The organism is Staphylococcus aureus, assembly GCF_001027105.1.
GTDB lineage: Bacteria > Bacillota > Bacilli > Staphylococcales > Staphylococcaceae > Staphylococcus > Staphylococcus aureus.
In genome coordinates this window covers 658,865-678,093 of record NZ_CP011526.1, presented here as the reverse complement: position 1 = coordinate 678,093, position 19,229 = coordinate 658,865, and the positions used below count along the sequence as shown (strand labels likewise).

Annotated in this window: 19 protein-coding genes; 1 reads left to right on the top strand and 18 read right to left on the bottom strand. The window is 31.6% G+C overall.

Going from position 1 to position 19,229, the window contains the following annotated elements; translation table 11 throughout:
• Nucleotides 1-258: 258 nt before the first annotated feature.
• The 7 genes from AA076_RS03265 to graX form a co-directional block, all read right to left on the bottom strand.
• Nucleotides 259-1,266 (bottom strand): inorganic phosphate transporter, encoded by a 1,008-nt coding sequence (locus tag AA076_RS03265; protein WP_000120368.1) that lies wholly within the window; start codon nt 1,264-1,266, stop codon nt 259-261.
• 15 nt (nt 1,267-1,281) lie between these two features.
• Entirely contained in the window at nt 1,282-1,899 is a 618-nt protein-coding gene (locus tag AA076_RS03260) for a DUF47 domain-containing protein (RefSeq protein ID WP_000491755.1), read from the bottom strand.
• Between the two features lie 724 nt (nt 1,900-2,623).
• Nucleotides 2,624-4,513: an ABC transporter permease VraG gene (gene vraG, locus AA076_RS03255; RefSeq protein WP_000143623.1), complete on the bottom strand. Its 1,890-nt coding sequence runs from the start codon at nt 4,511-4,513 to the stop codon at nt 2,624-2,626.
• Nucleotides 4,503-5,264 (bottom strand): ABC transporter ATP-binding protein VraF, encoded by a 762-nt coding sequence (gene vraF, locus AA076_RS03250; RefSeq protein ID WP_000985996.1) that lies wholly within the window; start codon nt 5,262-5,264, stop codon nt 4,503-4,505. The genes vraG and vraF overlap by 11 nt, the downstream gene beginning before the upstream one ends.
• A 143-nt stretch (nt 5,265-5,407) precedes the next feature.
• Nucleotides 5,408-6,448, bottom strand: coding sequence for a histidine kinase GraS/ApsS (gene graS, locus AA076_RS03245; protein ID WP_001061252.1), 1,041 nt, complete (start codon nt 6,446-6,448; stop codon nt 5,408-5,410).
• The gene (gene graR / locus AA076_RS03240; RefSeq protein WP_001166505.1) at nt 6,441-7,115 is read right to left on the bottom strand and encodes a response regulator transcription factor GraR/ApsR; all 675 of its coding nucleotides are present in this window, start codon (nt 7,113-7,115) and stop codon (nt 6,441-6,443) included. The genes graS and graR overlap by 8 nt, the downstream gene beginning before the upstream one ends.
• A 15-nt stretch (nt 7,116-7,130) precedes the next feature.
• Nucleotides 7,131-8,054, bottom strand: coding sequence for an auxiliary protein GraX/ApsX (gene graX / locus AA076_RS03235; RefSeq protein ID WP_000802946.1), 924 nt, complete (start codon nt 8,052-8,054; stop codon nt 7,131-7,133).
• Nucleotides 8,055-8,166: 112 nt separating this feature from the next.
• Here graX and AA076_RS03230 point away from each other — a divergent pair, with 112 nt between their 5' ends.
• A complete protein-coding gene (locus tag AA076_RS03230) occupies nt 8,167-8,673 on the top strand; it encodes a GNAT family N-acetyltransferase (RefSeq protein WP_000940134.1) in 507 nt (168 codons plus the stop codon).
• Between the two features lie 208 nt (nt 8,674-8,881).
• Here the strand turns inward: AA076_RS03230 and AA076_RS03225 are convergent, their stop codons facing one another.
• The 11 genes from AA076_RS03225 to AA076_RS03170 form a co-directional block, all read right to left on the bottom strand.
• Entirely contained in the window at nt 8,882-9,310 is a 429-nt protein-coding gene (locus AA076_RS03225; protein WP_000198504.1) for a hypothetical protein, read from the bottom strand.
• 328 nt (nt 9,311-9,638) lie between these two features.
• Nucleotides 9,639-10,682, bottom strand: a complete 1,044-nt coding sequence (locus tag AA076_RS03215) for an alpha/beta hydrolase (protein ID WP_001030771.1) — start codon at nt 10,680-10,682, stop codon at nt 9,639-9,641.
• 150 nt (nt 10,683-10,832) lie between these two features.
• Nucleotides 10,833-11,900 (bottom strand): YkvI family membrane protein, encoded by a 1,068-nt coding sequence (locus AA076_RS03210; RefSeq protein ID WP_000980137.1) that lies wholly within the window; start codon nt 11,898-11,900, stop codon nt 10,833-10,835.
• 455 nt (nt 11,901-12,355) lie between these two features.
• Nucleotides 12,356-12,853 (bottom strand): hypothetical protein, encoded by a 498-nt coding sequence (locus tag AA076_RS03205; RefSeq protein ID WP_001164085.1) that lies wholly within the window; start codon nt 12,851-12,853, stop codon nt 12,356-12,358.
• Between the two features lie 115 nt (nt 12,854-12,968).
• Nucleotides 12,969-13,331, bottom strand: coding sequence for a dihydroxyacetone kinase phosphoryl donor subunit DhaM (gene dhaM, locus AA076_RS03200; RefSeq protein WP_001124167.1), 363 nt, complete (start codon nt 13,329-13,331; stop codon nt 12,969-12,971).
• The gene (gene dhaL / locus AA076_RS03195) at nt 13,324-13,908 is read right to left on the bottom strand and encodes a dihydroxyacetone kinase subunit DhaL (RefSeq protein ID WP_000867203.1); all 585 of its coding nucleotides are present in this window, start codon (nt 13,906-13,908) and stop codon (nt 13,324-13,326) included. Before dhaL ends, dhaM begins: the two co-directional genes overlap by 8 nt.
• A gap of 41 nt (nt 13,909-13,949) precedes the next feature.
• Nucleotides 13,950-14,918: a dihydroxyacetone kinase subunit DhaK gene (gene dhaK / locus AA076_RS03190; protein ID WP_000976269.1), complete on the bottom strand. Its 969-nt coding sequence runs from the start codon at nt 14,916-14,918 to the stop codon at nt 13,950-13,952.
• Nucleotides 14,919-15,151: 233 nt separating this feature from the next.
• Nucleotides 15,152-16,168, bottom strand: coding sequence for a FecCD family ABC transporter permease (locus AA076_RS03185; RefSeq protein ID WP_000625878.1), 1,017 nt, complete (start codon nt 16,166-16,168; stop codon nt 15,152-15,154).
• Nucleotides 16,165-17,169: a FecCD family ABC transporter permease gene (locus AA076_RS03180; RefSeq protein WP_000184741.1), complete on the bottom strand. Its 1,005-nt coding sequence runs from the start codon at nt 17,167-17,169 to the stop codon at nt 16,165-16,167. The genes AA076_RS03185 and AA076_RS03180 overlap by 4 nt, the downstream gene beginning before the upstream one ends.
• A 35-nt stretch (nt 17,170-17,204) precedes the next feature.
• Nucleotides 17,205-18,002: an ABC transporter ATP-binding protein gene (locus AA076_RS03175; RefSeq protein ID WP_001080809.1), complete on the bottom strand. Its 798-nt coding sequence runs from the start codon at nt 18,000-18,002 to the stop codon at nt 17,205-17,207.
• Nucleotides 18,003-18,283: 281 nt separating this feature from the next.
• A complete protein-coding gene (locus tag AA076_RS03170) occupies nt 18,284-19,117 on the bottom strand; it encodes a YitT family protein (RefSeq protein WP_001044662.1) in 834 nt (277 codons plus the stop codon).
• Between the last annotated feature and the right edge of the window lie 112 nt (nt 19,118-19,229).

Sequence of the window (19,229 nt, the reverse complement as noted above, 5' to 3'; positions counted from 1 at the left end):
AAGTTGATAACTATTTAATTATTCCTTCATTGAAGAATATAAACTATTAAATCATTATTTTGCTCTTACATATATTTTAATGACCTAACTGATTATGTTCCATGGAATACATTTATAATATAGCCTCCTAATTAAAATGCTTTGTCTTGGTCATTCTACGTAAATTCTATAAAATATGTTATCTACTTACATAAAAAACTGAACTTCAATACCACCATATGTTTGTGATACTGAAGTTCAGTTTAGTTTTATTTTCAATTAGAAAAATAAGTTAAGTATATAGAATAGTAAACCTGCTAACAATGCTGAAATAGGTAATGTAATCACCCATGTAATGATCATTCGTTGCGCAGTGCTCCATTTTACACCTTTAGCTCGGTTAGAAGCACCAACACCTAAGATTGATGATGACACAACGTGAGTTGTTGATAATGGGAAATGTAGCGATGATGCAACAAAAATTGTTAATGCAGATGATAAATCGGCCGCAGCACCATTTGCTGGACGTATTTTCATAATATTACCACCTACAGTTTTGATAATTTTCCAGCCACCAATTGCAGTACCAAGCCCCATTGCTGTCGCACAGGCAAATTTTACCCATAACTGTGGTTCAACACTGCCATCATTCTGTACATTAGCGACAATCAATGCCAACGTAATAATACCCATTGATTTTTGCGCATCATTCGTACCGTGAGAGAATGATTGTAACGCTGCTGTGAAAATTTGGAAAAATCTAAAGTTACGATTCGCTCTTGTTAAATTTGCATTTTTAAAGATAACTTTAAAAATTGAATACATCAAGAAACCAACACAAAATGCGATAATCGGTGAAACGATTAATACAATAATAATTTTTGTGAAACCTTGGTAATGTAACACTCCAAATGAGCCTTCAGATGCGATTGCTGCACCCGCAATTGAACCTATAAGTGCATGTGAAGACGAACTTGGAATTCCGTAAAACCAAGTAGCTAAATTCCAAATAATAGCCGCAAGTATTGCAGCTAACACAACAACTAATCCATTTTCCAATTTAAATGGATCGACAATGTCTTTAGTAATGGTGCCTGCAACGCCCGTAAATGTTAAAGCACCTATAAAGTTCATCACTGCTGCCATTAAAATTGCCGTTTTAGGCGTTAACGCTCTAGTAGATACAGCAGTAGCTACTGCATTGGCTGTATCATGGAATCCATTGATAAAGTCAAATATCAGCGAGAAAATAACTACAGCTATAGTGACGATGATTATATATGACATAAATATATACTCCCCTTAGCTATTTTTCATAATAATAGTTTCAAAATTATTTGCTACGATTTGACATTTATCAGCGATTTCTTCCATGCTTTCATAAATATCTTTTATTTTAATTAAAGTGATTGGATCTGTTTCGCTATTGAAAATATGTTTAATTGACTGTCTTAAAATACCATCACAGTTTGTTTCAAATTCTTTAATATTAATTGAATGAATACGCATATGTGATAATTTTTTATCGACTAATAAGCCGACAGCAAGTTTCATTTCTGCAACTGCTTTTTGAATGTTATCAACAAACTCAGCCATATATTCATCTGTGTATTCGATTGAATACATTTCAAACATAGCTGCCGTTTCTTCAATTGCATCTAAAACATCATCAATTGCATCACATAATGATAAAATATCTTCACGTTCAATTGGTGTGATAAATGTTTGATTTAAATCAGTAATTACTTGATGTACTAATTCGTCACCATGTGACTCATAAGTTTTAATGTTGTCTGAGTATGCTTTTAAATCTAAATGTGTATTGAAATCCATTTTACCGAATTCAATAGCAGCACGATCCAGATTGAAAACCATCTCTTCTAATTGAACCATAAACTTATCTTTTTTCTTACTAAACATTTAAAATCCTCCATTTAAGCGATTGTCACCAATCACATTCAGTTATAATTTGTTTCAAATTAAGACAAGTGAATTTACAAACTAATGATACAAATTTGTTATTATCAATCGTCAGTATAATTTTAGTGTACTGATATTAATTTCAAAAATGCCTCACAGTAAACAATTTACTGTATTTGCCCTTATATGAAAATAGCACAAAATTTACAATCCCACAATTCAATTTACAAATTTTTAACAATTCCGAAACTTAACTTTTACATAAAATTTAAATAGTAGTAGGCATTTGTTTTGAAAAAGTTATTGTATAGGCAATTTTTTATCTATACAACTCTAAAAATTGTAAATGGATATAGTTGGGAAATTTGCAACGATACAATATTTATTACATAACTTTTACATATTAAAATACACTTATCTTGTTTAAAACGATCATTGACTCATATATCTCTCAATGAATATACTTTTATTTTCTCACATTTAATACAATTTACAAAGTTGAATCCTGTTAATCTTTTCAATTAAAAGCATCACCAATTAAATATATTTCATTCAAAACACTTTCATAATCACTCATACCTTTACTTCATTATTAATATGGTATTTTAACCCAGTATTCAACTATACATGCTAAAAATATAACTTCTCTTCATTTATAATAAAAAGCTTCCAGTATAGTTCGTGAATCCGAATCCACTACTCTACTGAAAGCCATCTGTATATTTTATATGGAATGTCTAATTGTTCGCTTGGAATGATTATAAGCCGTCACTGCAAAAACAGCATACATACAAATGTATAATCCCATTACTATGAAAACCGGTATTTGATTCGTTGTACCCATTAATTTCATATATGCTAATGATGTAAAATATGCATGTGATAGTGCAATAACTAAAGGTAACCCAAAATTAAACATAATTTTAAACTTTAGTCCCCTTGCCATATCTTTTTGTGTAAATCCAAGCTTTCTCAAAATACTATAATTCTCTAACTCATCTTCGGTTTCATCTATTTGCTTTATGTATATAATGCAACATACAGCAATCAAGAATGTAATACCTAAAAATGATGTTACAAATAATAATATTCCGGTTAAACTTGATATTGAGCTTATCGCTTCACTTCTTGTTTCAATAGATTTATCAACTTTATTTTTCGCTTTTTCTAATGCTAAAGCATCTTTTTTATGTTTCAAATCGAATCCAAATTGAGAGACGATATGCTTTGCCTTTGTATACTTTCTTATTTCTTGATAGTCTTTGTCATTTAAGACAAACGTTGGTCCACCTAAATCAACATCTGTCATAAAATAGATTTTATTAATATCTTTACGTAACTTAATATTAACATGATGTTTTTTCGTTCCTATAATTGCCTTACCATGCTTCTTATGTTTCACTAAATCTTTGATAGAACCTTCCGCTACAAATAAATCAGCTTGCCCACGTTTCAAATCAGTATTAGGGATGTATTTATCACTAGTAATTGTTACATTGTATGGTTCTTTCGCTTTTACATCAAATAAATTATCTTTATACAATTTCGTATGAATTACTTCTTTATAATTATAAAAATGAGGAATTTTTTGATTGTTTAATTCACTTGCTAATTGATTAGCTTTTTGTTGGTCTTTAATTGTAACGTCGTGTGGTGCAGTATATTTTATTTCACTTGATAAGGACGCTCTACTTATAGCAGCAAAGCAAAGAACTGAAACAGTAATCGCTGAAATGATTGCCATGACCGTAAGTGAAAAAGCATTTTTCTTAATACGATACATAATAGATGATGAGAACATGACATCATTTACACTTATAACACCTTTTCTAAACTTCTTCACCATTTTAAAAACTAGAGAAACAGAGCTTTTAAAAAATAAGTATGCCCCAATCACAGTTGACAATAAAATAAACATAAGTGTACCGATAGAATCATAATATTGAACAATGTTCAAAGATAGATAGTATCCTGTGGTAATCAATACTATACCTAAGATGCCTAAAACAACCTCTTCAAATGTAATTTTATTATGATTTGTTTCTTTAACCTGGTTATTCTTTGACATCTGTGAAATAGATTGTTTGAACACTAATATAAAATTTTGAGCAGATGTTAAAAAATAAGCGACACCGATTAACATTAATGTTTCAAATACCGCCCTCAAACTAAAAATAATTGGAACCTTTTCTTTAATTCCTAATAATGTAAAGACAATCATTAATAACAGTTTCGAACCAAAAATACCAATAATAATACCTAATATTGCCGTAATTATAAATATTAGTAATTGTTCGAGCATTAGTATATAAATAATGTTGAATTTAGATAAACCTAATGTTTGATATAATGCAAGCTCATAACTTCGTCGTTTAATAAATAACACATTGGCATATAACAAAAATGCAATTATGATGAAAAATAGAAAGTAGCTTCCGACTTGTGAGCCTTCCTTTATAATTGGATATGACTCTGTCATGTTTAGTTTATGAGCGTATTTTAATGCTACAAAGCTAAAATACAATACTACACTCGTAATTAACGAAAAAAGATAGATGGCATAATGTGATAAATTTTGACGGAAATTTTTAAATATTATCTCGTTAAAGGTCATAATTAACGCCACCTAAAACACTTTGTACACGTATTATTTCTTTGAAAAAGGTATGTTTATCGTCATCCCCTTGGTATAATTCAGTGAAAATTTGACCATCTTTTAGCATCACTACTCGATTTGCATAGCTTGCTGCAACAGGATCATGCGTTACCATAATAATTGTAGACTTAAATGCTTCATTCATTCTTGTTAATCGTTTTAATAAATCTTGAGTACTTTTAGAATCCAGTGCACCTGTTGGTTCGTCAGCAAATATAATAGAAGGCAATGTTATAAATGCTCTGGCAGCTGATGTTCGTTGCCTTTGTCCACCAGACAATTCAGAGGGATATTTATCACTAATATCCAATATATTTAATGCTTCTGCTACTTTTTCATAACGATTTAACATATGTTCTTTATCTAACTTCTGTACCGTTAGTGGTAACATTATGTTTTCTTTAACAGTCAATGTATGCAGTAAATTATACTCTTGAAAAATAAAACCAATATCATGCTTGCGTATATCAGATAATTCCTTGTTTGAAAGCTTTTCTAATTTTTTTCCTTTTAATGTAATAGAACCTTGTGAAATATAATCAATTGAACTTAAAACATTTAATAATGTCGTTTTCCCAGATCCAGAGGGACCCATAATAGCAATAAACTCGCCTTCTTCAATAGACATATTGATATCTCGCAACACTTCTTGTGCCATTTTTTTAGTTCCATATATTTTTGTTAATTGTTTTACTTCTAAAATTGCCACTTTAACACTCCTATAATTTATCTTAACTTCATTTCCTTTAGGCTTTGGCACTTGTATCTTCAATTTAACATATGACTAACATCTATCTTATTATAACGTTGAAGCTGCATTGATGTATCAATTCTAAGTAACAAAACGCATGTTTAAAATGACAAATTTGTCACTTCCGACATGCGTTCAACAATTTCATTTTGTAATGGGAAAATCAATCTGACAGTTGTCCCCTTACCAACAGTCGACGTGACTTGCAGGTGAATACCTAATTGATCCTTTACACTATTTACTAAATATAGACCCATACCTGAAGACGTCGTTTCATTTCTGTTAGCCGTTGACGTAAATCCTCGTTCAAATATTCGCGGCATATCTTTTTTACTAATACCTCTGCCATAGTCTTTAATATATAACGAAACATGTTGATCATTTAATTCTGTCCCAATTTCAATATTAAAATTCTCACTATATTTCAATGCGTTTGACAAAATTTGTCTAATAATCATACGACACCATTTTATATCTGTATAAACATAATCATCCACTTTAAAGTCAACATCAAAACCAATACCTTTAACCTGACTAATATGTCTTGTTAATTGTATTTCATCAATGACCATGCGTTTAAGTGACACGTAATCAAAATACATATCTTTACGTTGAGATTCTAATCTAGTAATATACAGCTGTGTATCTAGCATCGAGTTTATACGAGACCATTCATATAGTAATGCTTGTTTTCTTTCTTGATTTTTTTCTTGATCAATTAATAATTTCATAGCTGTCACAGGTGTTTTTATGTCGTGCACAAATTCTGTAATGGTTTGTTCATGCATGTTCAATTGCAACTGTTGCTCAACAACCTTTTCTTTGTGCGCTGAGATTTGACGATATAAATAATCAACTGTATGACGTTGAAATGGCGTTTCCGCTAAATCTTTATGTTTAATTTCTTCTATTTCTTTATCTTTGTCAAAATGCTTATATAATTTTACTTCTTTAAAATATGTCAATAAAAGAAAAATCATTGTTAAACTTAAATTCAAAGAAACAATATAAAATAAACTGTCTATTGGAAAATCATAATCGATTAGACTAATGCCTAACATAAGGAAGTTTAAAAACAATATCCAAAATATCCAGTTCATGCGAGATTTCAAAAAATAAGCTACCCATTTCAAATTATTCATGAGCCATATATCCTTTTCCTACTTTTGTTTCGATTGCACTATCCATACTAATTTCAGATAATTTTTTTCGTAAACGATTCACATTTACTGTTAACGTATTATCACTAACAAATGCTTCATCATCCCATAATGCAGTGATAATTGTATCTCTCGAAACGATTTGATTTTTTTTGGTAATAAGAATTTCTAATATAATCATTTCTGTTTTGGACAGGAAAATCGTCTGATCACCTTTTTGTATACTATCTTTTGATAGATCAACGACAGCATCTTGCCAAGTCAATGTACGTTTTTCTTCAGCTGTAAACTCATAGACACGACGATAAATCGCTTGTAATTTAGCAATTAATACATTGGTATAGAACGGTTTTTGCATATAATCATCTGCGCCAAGTTCCATACTCATCACTTGATCCATTGGATTATCACGAGATGATAAAAATAATATTGGTACGTTGGAAACTTCTCTCATTTTTCTGCACCAATAAAACCCATCATATTTAGGTAATTGAACATCCAATATAACAATTTCAGGATTAAAACTTTCAAATGTATCCATTACTTTGCCGAAATCTTCAATACCAGCAACATTAAAATCCCATTGTTCTAATTCTTTTTTCAATTCTTGAAACAAAGTATTGTCATCTTCTACTAGTAGTATTTGCATCCATATCACCCAATATCATTTAGTATATTTCATATTTTCTCCTGATTTTAATCGACTTTGAAAATCTTTAATCCGGCAGTCAACTTCAAAGCCATGAATCATCATTTTTTGCATTGGTGCTTGTATAAAGTAATAAATCGGCCAAAATAATCGAGGGATATAATCGTATAGATGTATATAAACGACTGCCGACTCTTTGATTAATCTAAATTCTAACTTCCCTTGATTAACTGTATATTTTTTCACTAAACTTCCACTCAATAAAATTAAAGTTATTATTCCATCAGCTGTTTCTTCTATTTTAAATACTGCGAGCGGTCGCACCTTATTCTTAATATATATCTTAAATTGATCATGTGATTTTTCTGTTTTCACAAAAGTTCCTTTAGTGTAACCCATCCATGCAATAAAATGGTTTACAACGTTCTTTAATGTCCATCCCTTTGGTAAAACTACCTTCATCGTTGATCTAACATCATCATACTTTGAAACTTGTAATTCTACATTAACTAAAGAACGTTTAAAAACTAAATTTGTTGTTTCTACAGGTGTACCATATGCACCTAGGCGTTCAATTGTTTCATTATCATAACGACTCCCAGGTATGTAGATTACTTTTTTTACTTGATTGATAGCCGCTGCTCGACCAAAATTATCTGCTGCGATTAATGTTAAATCTCTTGCTGATGATTGTGTTATTTTGGCAGAATTCTTTGTTGGGTCGATAAAGAATACAGCAATATCTATTTGATTCATTGCTGCAACAACCTGTTCGTAATGAAATATATCACACTGAATCCAAGTCATTTCAACATCATCTGTTTTTTTATTGTCTGGATATTTTGATATAGCAAAAAGTTCAGCATCATTTTCAATCACTTCACTTAAATACTTACCAATATATCCTGTTCCACCTGCTAATAAAACTTTAGGTTTCATCTAAAATACTCCTTTAAACTGTAACCAAAAAACATATTACTCCACCTTTTAGTTACATATATATTATAATAGTAGCAAATGTTTTAAAATTTCAAAATACTGGAGGCTTTTTATGGCCCATATTATACGTAGAGTTAGTATCAAAGATGTAGAAAATTTCATTTCAATGTTAGCGAACATATACGACGAATCTCCGTATATGTTCTACACACCAGGAGAATATGATCCTAGCGTCACATCGGCTAGTAAACAATTAGAAGAATATATCACTTCTCCGCATAAAGTCATCTTCGTTGCTGAAAGTGATGAACAACTCGTTGGCTTTGCCTTTGTTAATACGACACCATTTCAACGCATTAAACATGTTGCTAAAATTGATTTAGGTGTAAAGAAATTATATCAACATCGTGGAATTGGCCAAGCACTTCTTGATGCCATTATGGCTTGGTGTTTAAACAATCAAATACACCGAATTGAAGCAAATGTACCACTCAATAACCAACCTGCCCTCGAGCTTTTTAAAAGTGCCGATTTTCAAATCGAAGGCGTTTTAAAAGATAAGTTATTTATCGATGGTAAATATTATGATGACTATATGATGGCTAAAATTCTTAATTAAAGCTATTTTATCATAATCTTGTATCAGAATCGTATAACAACGAATTTAATGGTTACCTAATACATTACTCATACTTATCAATGTTATCTAATCTCAAATAAATACGTACACTCTTATTCATTTATCAAATTTAAATTCAAAATAAAACACCACTAATGTGTAATTGATTAACTATCAACTACGATTAGTGGTGCTTTATATATGTTGTTTAGTTTTCCTTACTATAAAAATCTTCGAGTCTAAAATCTATATCCGGTAATTTTTCATATATCTTATCCTGATACTGATTGTTTTGATTGTAAGCTTCTTCAGTAATTAACCTACCTTTACGCTTAATTCCATAATCTTGTACGAATAAATTATTATTTCTATTTATTTTGTAATACGGTACAACATTCGCACTAAATTTTACTCGTTGATGAATAAGTTCCATTGCCAATGCATAGTATTTATTTGTCTCATATAACCATAAATGATCTATTGATACACCTGAAACAAATACATCTTTTAATAATATCCTTACATTCGGCTTAAATGTGCTATGTCTATCTAAATAATTTTTAAACAAAACACGTTGTATACGTCCAGTAACCATAACGCGTTTATTTTTAAATGGTTTTAATGCTGACCTTGTCATTCCCTTTCACAACCTTATTTCAAATCACTTCGTGCTCAATCTATATTTTAATTTTTCTTTTGAATTCTTTTCAATTTATAAATTTATTATATCATGTACACACTGTTTTTCGACAATTTAGTTGTAAAAAGTTATTTTCAGGTTCAAAACAAATTAGTTTGTAAAATAAATGTCACATCATAATAGAGTGAGATAGAAATGATAAAGAACCGCTAACAATTTATTATATCTCAGACTCTTACACATTAGCACCACATGTTTTAAATTCTTCGTTTTTAATTTGAAAATCTTAAATGTTGCTTAAGTAATAAATTACTACTGTTTATCATTAGTTTAAAGGATTTAACGGTAATTCATTACTCGGATTTTCTATTTGTGGTTTCTCTTCAGTTTGAATACCACTAGAGGATGTATTACGACTTAAGAAAAGTAACACTTTTTTGATATTATCTATCGATTCAGGTTTATTAAGGTGAAATTGATACTGATGATGTAAATGATGCGTACCATCATAAAACAAAGTATCTACTGGTACATTCAATTCTTGTAATTTCTTACTGAATTCTATATTTTGACTTTCGAATGGATCGCTATCTCCAACAGATAAAAATGTTGGTGGATAATTTTTTGTCGATTGTTTTACTGTCGACATTTGTGAAATGTTTTTAAAACTCTTTTCCCAATCTTCTTCGCCAGTATAACTTTTCATAAATAACTGTATTCTTGGAAACTCAGTTTCTCTAACTGTTTGCATATTATAAAAACCACCAAATAGTATAGCACCTTTAATTTGCGATGGTTTGAATGACTGATCAAATTTCATGGCTTCTCTTAAGCGATCATTCGTCTGTATTGCCGTAAATTGGCTAGCTAATTGAGCACCTGCAGAATCACCGCCAATAATTACTTGATTAAAATCAATAGGTAAATTCATTTTATTTTCTTTAATGAATTGAGTTGCTTGATTCATTTGAATTAATGGTGTGGGATATTTATATTGTGGCGCCAATGCATAATTTACATTCACAACAATGTACCCTTGTTCAGCAATTTTCGCTAATAATGGGTTTTTATACTGCTTATCACCCGCAATATAACCACCACCGTGCATCCAAAAAATAACTGGCAGTTTGGCATTAGAAGACATATCAACAGGTGTAATAATATCTAATTTACTGTTAGGGAAAACTCTATTGTATGTAAGGTTTTGATAAATGCGCACATTTTTATTTTTAATATTAATTTTGTCTTTATTAGCATGGTTCTCATTTGTAATTTGGTCATAATGTTGTTTCAGATGAAATGCTAACAATACACTGATTACAGTTATAAAAAGCGCAGTTATCATCGTCCATTTATTATCTTTATTCATTACATCGTACCTCTCTATTTGTTAGACGCTCATATTAATAGACTGAATAAATATAAAAAGCAATTCGCCCGATAAGAGTAGAGACGAATTGCTTTTAAGGTTAAAACAAAGTGATTCAATTGTAAAGTTTCGGATATCCCTCATATGATATTAAGCAATATGTTTTTTATCCGCATTTTTACGTTTGAAATATTTAATAATTACAGCTACTACAATAAATAAGCCTACATATCCCATAATTGTATATAACTTATTAATTAATTCAGCAAATCCTACGAAACTTAATAAATAACCTGCTACCATCATTATAATAATAAAGATATGATAATTTTTACTGTATGGTTCTGTAAAACGTGCTGCAAATGAATACATTAGTCCTAGAATAGTATTATACATAACCGCCAGCATAATAACAGATAACACTGTTGCTATTAAAGGATGGATATTATTTGCTAACGTCAATGTAGGAATTGAGGCATTTTTAATAGTTGGATATTCACTTTGCAATGCAAAGTTGATCAATGCTAGTAATACAGTATAGATAATACCACCATACATCGCGCCTGCACCTGACACTGTACGCTTTTCAGTATCCCCACCGATTGCTACGATGGTACTAAAACCTACAGAAAAAGCTAATCCACCATATATTGTACCAAACCAGATTCCCTTCCAAATACTTGCTTCAGGCACTACTTGGTTAACTTCTGCTAATGAAACATGACCTTTAAATAAATAAACGCCAGCGATTAATACAACTAAAACAATTAAAAATGGTGTAACGATACCTAGTGCACGTACTATTTTATTAAAGTCTAATAGCAACGTAATATAAATCGCTAATGTCATAATTAAAGCACCTAGCCATGTAGGTATGTTATAACTTTCTTCAAATGTTGCGCCTGCACCAGCTATCATGGTTACAGCTATACCAAATAAGAAGAAGATTAAAATATAATCAAAGACTTTACTAAACTTTTCACCGAATACGTATTGTAATGTTGATTCATGATTTGTCGCTTCAAAGGCAGTACCAATTTTTGCTACTTGGCGCCCAATAAAAGCTAAAATAAAACCAGATATAATAACACCTAAATAAGCCCACAAGCCATATTTAGTGAAAAATTGCATAACTTCTTGTCCAGTTGAAAATCCTGCGCCCACTACAATGCCGACGTAGGCAAATCCAATTTTTGTTGCTTCTTTATTCATCATCATGTGAATAATAGACCTCCTTAATTTTGCACAGTGTGCATTATAACGTACTGAAAATTAATTGCAAGTCGCATAGGTTATTTTTCACTTTTTCAAAATTGCTCAATCCATTCACATTATCACGTTCAATGACATTTAAAAAAATTATAAATTTATGCTTTTATAATGCAGTCATACGAACTTTTGTATAGGAAAAATGATTAATTATTGTGCTTCTTGAATTTCGTATATTTAGTTAAATTTCGAAGAATACATATCAAAATTTCTCAGTTAACAAGGTTTAAACCATCTATCGTATGTTCTTTATTAAAATGTATAAATTTATAAAATGTTGTATAAAAACCATTTGTGCACACAAGTATACTTCGTTAGTTTTTAAGTATTAAAAAAGGCTGGAACATATGCCCAACCCAACCAAATGTTAAAACTATTATTAAGCTAATATAATTGAAATGTAATTAACGTGCATTACGTTGGTGTAATTCATTTATATCAACAACAACGTTGTCCATACGTTTGGCAGTGTCTTTTAAGACGTTACGAGCAACATTATTATTAGGATCTAATTTTAAAATTTGCTTGGCGATATCAAAAGCCTTCTTATCTGAAATAACAGGTGTTGGTATCGCATGCAATAATAACATTTGTAACAAACTTTTAACTTCTTTGCCGTCAGTAAGTTTTATGGAAGCGTCTGCATGATAATAAGCAGAATCCAAAGCACCTTCATATTCACTTAGTGGATACACAAGCAATAAAAATGCTAAGTCATGCATTTCAGATGATTCTTCGTACTTAATCATATCTAAAATACATGTATAAAACATCATACTTTCTACTTCATGCGCACTTGAAATATATGCTTCTTCAAATTCCATAAAATCTGTTTCGGACATCAATTGTCGTACTAAATCAAACTCGCCATTCAATACATGTTTTTTTATAAGGTGTTGCATGGCAATGTCCTCCTATTTCTCCAGATTTTATTAAACATTTACATATATACTATCATATTTTTTATAAAGTTTCATTTGAAAAAGGTTTACATTTTTCATTATTAGTAAATTTTAACTAAAATGATTGTTTGATTTCTGCTAATGCATCATCAATTGAACCGCCGATTGATAGCTTTACTGCTGCGATAAAACTGCCTTCAACAATTGGTGCATCAACTTTTAACACACGATGATTACCATCATACATTTCAATTGCCATATCTACATTCATTTCTGAAGATCCAATATCGTAAAAACACAATGCATCATCCTCTAATTTAGTCAAAACTTCTTGGATGATATCAAATGAAGTTCCAATTGAACCATCTGGTAATCCCCCGATTGGTATAATATCAACGTCACCTGCCATTTGCTTTAACAAAGATTTTGTACCACTTGCAATTTCTTTACTGTGGCTAACAAGTATAATTTTAGGCATTATCTTCATCTCCAATCAAAGCGTTTAAAATATAAACCATACTTTGAGCACCTGGATCAATATAACCTTTTGATTCTTCTCCAAAATATGCAGCTCTACCTTTCGTTGCTACCATATCTTTTGTATTATCTGCTAATTGCTGTAAATCATTGAATGTTAAAGTTTCACCATTTTTAAGCTTCTCTGCTGCTCGCGCTACTACATCATACATTGTCTTTTCATTTAAAGTAACTTTACCACGTGATTCAACCGCTTCGGCAAATGCCTGAATTAGTGTAATGAAATCTTGATTATCCATATCATCTTTGGTGACTGCAGACATTTTAACAAAGCTAAAGCCATACAGTGGTCCTGATGCACCCCCAACATTTGACATCAATGCCATACCAGTTGATTTGAACAATGATTGCATTGAGCTATCATCAAGTTTGTCTTTAAGACTACTAAACCCACGAACCATGTTAACCCCGTGGTCACCATCACCAATTGCTCGATCTAATTCAGTTAATTCAGATTCATGTTTTTTAAACGTTTCTTCTAAATTTAATAAACGTGCTTTCATATCATTCACTTTCATTTGTGCCACCTCATAAATGTATATTTATTCATATTCACTTCTTATTTAAAGTATTGACTTGTTGTTGGTGCTAAAAATGCTTCCAAATATTCTGGTTTATTAGGCACGATAGTTATAGAAAAACCTTGCATGTCTAAAGATGTCATATAATCACCAACAAACCATTTAGCAACATTAACCGTTCTTGCAGCTAAATTTTGTTGAATATATTTAGTTACGATATTTAATTCAGATAACGGCGTACCACCCATACCATTTACCATTAATATGACATCATTGGCAGTAACTTCTTTATACAATTCGTCTAACAATGTTCCAACAATATGATCAATATCCTTTACTTCTTCCCTATGAATACCTTTTTCACCATGTATACCAATACCGATTTCCATTTTGTCGTCTTCAATATCAAAGCCATATTTTCCAGTAGTTGGAACAAGCGGTGGCTCAATTGCCATACCAATACTTTTAATTTCAGGTAACAACGCTTCTACACGCGATTTTATCTCTGTTAATGAATAACCTTTTTCAGCAAGATAACCGGCAAGCTTATGAACAAACACTGTTCCTGCAACACCACGACGTTGTACTTCGTTTGTCACAGCAATGTCGTCACGAACAATAACAGTTTGAACATTTATACCTTCCATTTCTGCAAGCTCTTGTGCCATTTCGAAATTCATCACGTCACCTGCATAGTTTTTTACAACTAGTAATACACCATCACCAGTATCTACTGCTTTAATAGCTTCTAATATTTTATCAGGTGTAGGTGATGTAAATACTTCGCCACAAACCGCTGCATCTAGCATACCTTCTGCAACAAAACCGGCATGCGCAGGTTCATGTCCGCTTCCACCTCCAGAGACTATTGCTACACCATGTTCTTTCTTAGCTTTTTTTACAATAACTGTATTAGCAATCAGATCTAACTCTGGGTGCGCAATTAACAATCCTTCAAGCATATCAGTTAAAAATGTTTCTTTTTTATTGATTAACTTTTTCATCATGTTGTACCTCCTTGGTATTATCAGTCATAGTATAAAACAGAATAAATGAATGCGCTATCATAAAGAATTAACCTGATACCGTTATCAAATATATTTTTGATAAGATCCTCTTGATAACTTAATGGTTCATTATTGAAAAAATAAATAGTCTTGAGTGGCTCATTAAATAAAAAATGCTATGAAAAGCCTTATAATAAAGTGCCTTTCATAGCAATAAGTTGTGTCCATTGACACTATACATTTTTCGTTTTGTACATTAAATATAAGAAATACGGTGCACCAATAATTGCTACGACAATACCTGCTGGAACCCCACCTGGTTGTAATACAATTTTGCCAATTGTATCAGCTATAACAAGTAAACATGCCCCTACTAAAATGGCAATTGGTAAAAACAACTGGTGACGTGGTCCAACGATACGTTTGGCAATATGCGGACCCATTAATCCGATAAACGAAATTGAACCTGCTACTGCTACAGCAGCAGATGATAACATCACTGCGATAAAGAATAATATTAAACGTTCTCTGCTTAACCTTACACCTAGACCTCGTGCAATATTATCACCCGTATGAATAATATTTAGTGTATTCGATTTAAATAGTAAGTAAGGAATAATAATCAACACCCACGGTAAAAATGCAATGACAAATGGCCATTCGTCACCCCAAATATTACCTGCAAACCAAGCAGCGATGAAATCAGATTGCTTATCATCAAATTTTGACATAATTGTAATTGAGCCACCATATAATGCTGTTTGTAAACCTACACCTATTAATACCATACTCGCAGGTGTAACACCTTCATTTTTATTAAAACTGAAAATAAAAATAATCAATGCAGTGGTGATACCACCTAGTATACTTATTAACGGCAGTACATAAACAAAGTTGTCAGCATTAATTTTACCAATTGCAATAAATAATGCGATTGCAAATCCGCCACCTGCGTTAATACCTAATATACCTGGTTCAGCTATTGGATTTTTTGTGACACTTTGCACTATTGCACCACTAATACTAAGCGCTGCGCCAGCCAAAATAGTAATCATCATCCGAGGTAACCTGAAATCTAATAAGATTAACTCATCAATGGCATCACCTTGTCCAATTAAAGTTTTGAAAAATCTTTCAACAGGTATGTTGTATTCACCTGAGGTAATACTCCAAGTACAACCTAGAAATAGTAGAATGCTAAAAACAGCCAGTGCTATCAATTGTCTGCGTTTATTATTTGAACTAATCATATTGAGCGTCCTCCTTTTTTAACTAAATATAAAAAGTAAGGAACACCGATAAATGAAATGATTGCACCAACAGGCGCTTCTCCTAAATATCGTGCTATCACATCGGCAACAAGCACGAGTATCCCACCTAACAAGGCTGTTAATGGTAGAATTTTAGCATAATCAGTTCCAATTAAAAATCTTGCTATATGAGGTACCATCAAACCTACAAATGCAACTTGTCCAGCGATAGCAACTGCAATACCTGCTAGAATCATAGCAATAATTAAACATATGCCTCTGATCATTGTTACATTTTGACCTAAACCTTTAGCTAATGATTCACCAAGATTTAAAATGGTAAGTTGTTTACTAATTGTTAATATAATGAATAACGCAATACCAATTAATGGAATTGCCCACTTAAGGTGTGACCATGTTGTGCCTGAAACGCCTCCAGCAGTCCAAAATGTTACTGTTTGATTTAGTCTAAAAGCTAATGCAATACCTTGACTTAGCGCTGTTAACATAGCACTTACTGCTGCACCCGCTAAAATAATACGCATCGGATTAAATCCATCACGTCTAGATCGGCCTATCATTAATACAATAGCACCTCCTAGAATAGCACCTAAAAATCCAGCAAACATCAATATTAAAAATGAAGTGTTTGGTAAAACTGCATATGTTAATGCTAAAGCAAATGAAGCACCTGAATTTAAACCTATGAGCGCCGGATCAGCAAGACCATTACGAGTAACACCTTGTATAATCGCACCAGAAACTGCAAGCGCCATACCTACAATTACTGCTGCTATATTTCTGGGAATCCTAATCTCATTGATGATGTTTTGCTGTTGATTGCTAGGATTATAATTAAAAATAGCCTCTATAATTGTAGAGGCTTGAATTTTGGCGTCACCTATTAATGTAGAAATAAATAGTGTGATTAGTAGTATCATACTTAAACCTATAATATAGGATAAAAACTTCAATGGCGTTGGGTTCTCTCTATTTGTCATGTTAATTGTCCTTTTTATCATATTAACTTACTTAATTAAGAATAAGCTCTGCGACATAAGTCATAAGTTACCAGTAAAGGTTTTCCAGTTTTAGGATCTTTACTTAAAACAACATCAATATTAAAAACTTTTTCTAATATTTCCTGTGTTAATACGTCTTCTGTTGAACCTGTAGCGATGATATCCCCTTCTTTCATCGCAATAAGATGATCTGAGAAACGAATCGCTTGGTTGATATCATGAAGAACCATGACAATTGTACAACCTTGTTCCTGATTTAGCTTCTGAACTAATTCTAGTATTTCTAATTGATGACAGATATCTAAATATGTTGTTGGTTCGTCTAAAAAGATAATATCAGTTCTTTGTGCTAATGCCATTGCAATCCAAACACGTTGTCTTTGACCACCACTTAAATCATTGATTGAACGGTGTCGGAATGTATCAGTTCCTGTAACTTCCATTGCCCAATCAATTTCTTTCTTATCCTCAGCAGTTAATCTACCAAATCCTTTTTGATGTGGAAAACGACCATATGAAACTAATTCCCCAACAGTTAAGCCATCTGCTACTTCAGGTGATTGAGGTAAAATGGCTATTTTTTTTGCAATCTCTTTCGTAGATTGTGTATGAATATTTTCACCATCTAAAAATACTTCGCCTTCTTTAACTGCCAATAAACGTGACAATGCCTTTAGCAAAGTAGATTTCCCGCAGCCGTTAGGACCAATGATTGACGTCACTTTGCCATCTGGTATTTCAACATCTAATTTATTTATAATCGTGTTATCCCCGTAACCAATTTTAACTTGTTGTCCATGCAAACGATTCATAATTTCCCTACTTTCAATAAAATTCTTTCTGTTTATAAAAAATAATTTCTATTTTTAAATTATCAATTTTCAAAGACATCCCAATTGATAATGATTATCATGAACATCATTATAACATTTTTCAATCTTATTGACTAACATTACTTTTTAAATTGGATAGCTCGATTTGTCATGTCTTGTATATTACTTTTATAAAATAAAAAACGCCCACAGATAAGTCTTCATAGTTCAAAAACTTGTCCGTGGACTTCTATTTAAGTATGTGTGCTCATACCATTTATTTATTCATCTGCAAGAAAGCCATTACCATAGACATCTCTTACATCATGAATTACGAGGAATGCATCTTTATCGATTTGTTTAATTAATCGCTTTGCTTTTGAAACTTGTGTTTTAGAAATAACAACGTATAAGACATCTTTTTCTTCACGCGTATAATAGCCATGTCCGTTTAAAATGGTTAAACCTCTTCCAATTTGCTCGTCTATTGCTTTGGCAAGTTTGTCGGGATTAGTTGAAATAATCGTCATAGCTTTTTTAGTGTTTAAACCTTCTATGACATATTCCATCACTTTTGTTCCTATATAAAGTGATATTACTGTTACTAATACTTTATCAAGTGGAATAACTGTAAGTGAAATTGCAACAACGATCATATCGAAGAAAAGCAAAGCATATGGCGTGCTTACATCGAGGTATTTCGTTGCAATTCTCGCCAAAATTGTTGTACCTGCTGTTGTACCGCCTGCAAGGATAATTACTCCGATTCCTAGTCCAACGCTTACACCACCAAAAATGGCATTCACAATGCTGTTTCCAGTTTCTACTTGCCATGATTCTGTTAAACTCAAAAATATTGAAATAAGAATTGTTACAAGAATAGTTAAGTACATACTTCTCTTACTCAAAAATTTATAACCTATGGCAATCAATACTGCGTTGACCAAGAAGTTAGTGATGGCTGGTGAAATATGAAACGCATAATATAAAATAATTGCTAAACCTGTAACCCCGCCTTCACCTAAGTTACCAGAAATAATAAATGCATTTACACCTGCAGCAAAGATAAATGAACCTAAGACAACTAGTATTAAATCTTTAACCGTTTTATTCACGAAACCATCCCCTTTATATATTTATTAGACTATAAAAATAGTAGCACAACAAAAATGCTGTCACAACTCTATGGAAAGAGTTCTAACAAAGATTTACTATTTAACTAATTTA

Excerpts from the sequence above, each read along its gene's own strand:
- AA076_RS03205 (WP_001164085.1), bottom strand. The coding sequence starts at position 12,853 with ATGCAACACCTTATAAAAAAACATGTATTGAATGGCGAGTTTGATTTA.
- AA076_RS03175 (WP_001080809.1), bottom strand. The coding sequence starts at position 18,002 with ATGAATCGTTTGCATGGACAACAAGTTAAAATTGGTTACGGGGATAAC.
- vraG (WP_000143623.1), bottom strand. The coding sequence starts at position 4,513 with ATGACCTTTAACGAGATAATATTTAAAAATTTCCGTCAAAATTTATCA.
- AA076_RS03210 (WP_000980137.1), bottom strand. The coding sequence starts at position 11,900 with ATGATGATGAATAAAGAAGCAACAAAAATTGGATTTGCCTACGTCGGC.
- AA076_RS03265 (WP_000120368.1), bottom strand. The coding sequence starts at position 1,266 with ATGTCATATATAATCATCGTCACTATAGCTGTAGTTATTTTCTCGCTG.
- AA076_RS03180 (WP_000184741.1), bottom strand. The coding sequence starts at position 17,169 with ATGACAAATAGAGAGAACCCAACGCCATTGAAGTTTTTATCCTATATT.
- dhaL (WP_000867203.1), bottom strand. The coding sequence starts at position 13,908 with ATGAAAGTGAATGATATGAAAGCACGTTTATTAAATTTAGAAGAAACG.
- AA076_RS03225 (WP_000198504.1), bottom strand. The coding sequence starts at position 9,310 with ATGACAAGGTCAGCATTAAAACCATTTAAAAATAAACGCGTTATGGTT.
- graS (WP_001061252.1), bottom strand. The coding sequence starts at position 6,448 with ATGAATAATTTGAAATGGGTAGCTTATTTTTTGAAATCTCGCATGAAC.
- dhaM (WP_001124167.1), bottom strand. The coding sequence starts at position 13,331 with ATGCCTAAAATTATACTTGTTAGCCACAGTAAAGAAATTGCAAGTGGT.
- AA076_RS03260 (WP_000491755.1), bottom strand. The coding sequence starts at position 1,899 with ATGTTTAGTAAGAAAAAAGATAAGTTTATGGTTCAATTAGAAGAGATG.
- AA076_RS03185 (WP_000625878.1), bottom strand. The coding sequence starts at position 16,168 with ATGATTAGTTCAAATAATAAACGCAGACAATTGATAGCACTGGCTGTT.
- graR (WP_001166505.1), bottom strand. The coding sequence starts at position 7,115 with ATGCAAATACTACTAGTAGAAGATGACAATACTTTGTTTCAAGAATTG.
- dhaK (WP_000976269.1), bottom strand. The coding sequence starts at position 14,918 with ATGATGAAAAAGTTAATCAATAAAAAAGAAACATTTTTAACTGATATG.
- graX (WP_000802946.1), bottom strand. The coding sequence starts at position 8,054 with ATGAAACCTAAAGTTTTATTAGCAGGTGGAACAGGATATATTGGTAAG.
- AA076_RS03215 (WP_001030771.1), bottom strand. The coding sequence starts at position 10,682 with ATGAATAAAGATAATAAATGGACGATGATAACTGCGCTTTTTATAACT.
- AA076_RS03230 (WP_000940134.1), top strand. The coding sequence starts at position 8,167 with ATGGCCCATATTATACGTAGAGTTAGTATCAAAGATGTAGAAAATTTC.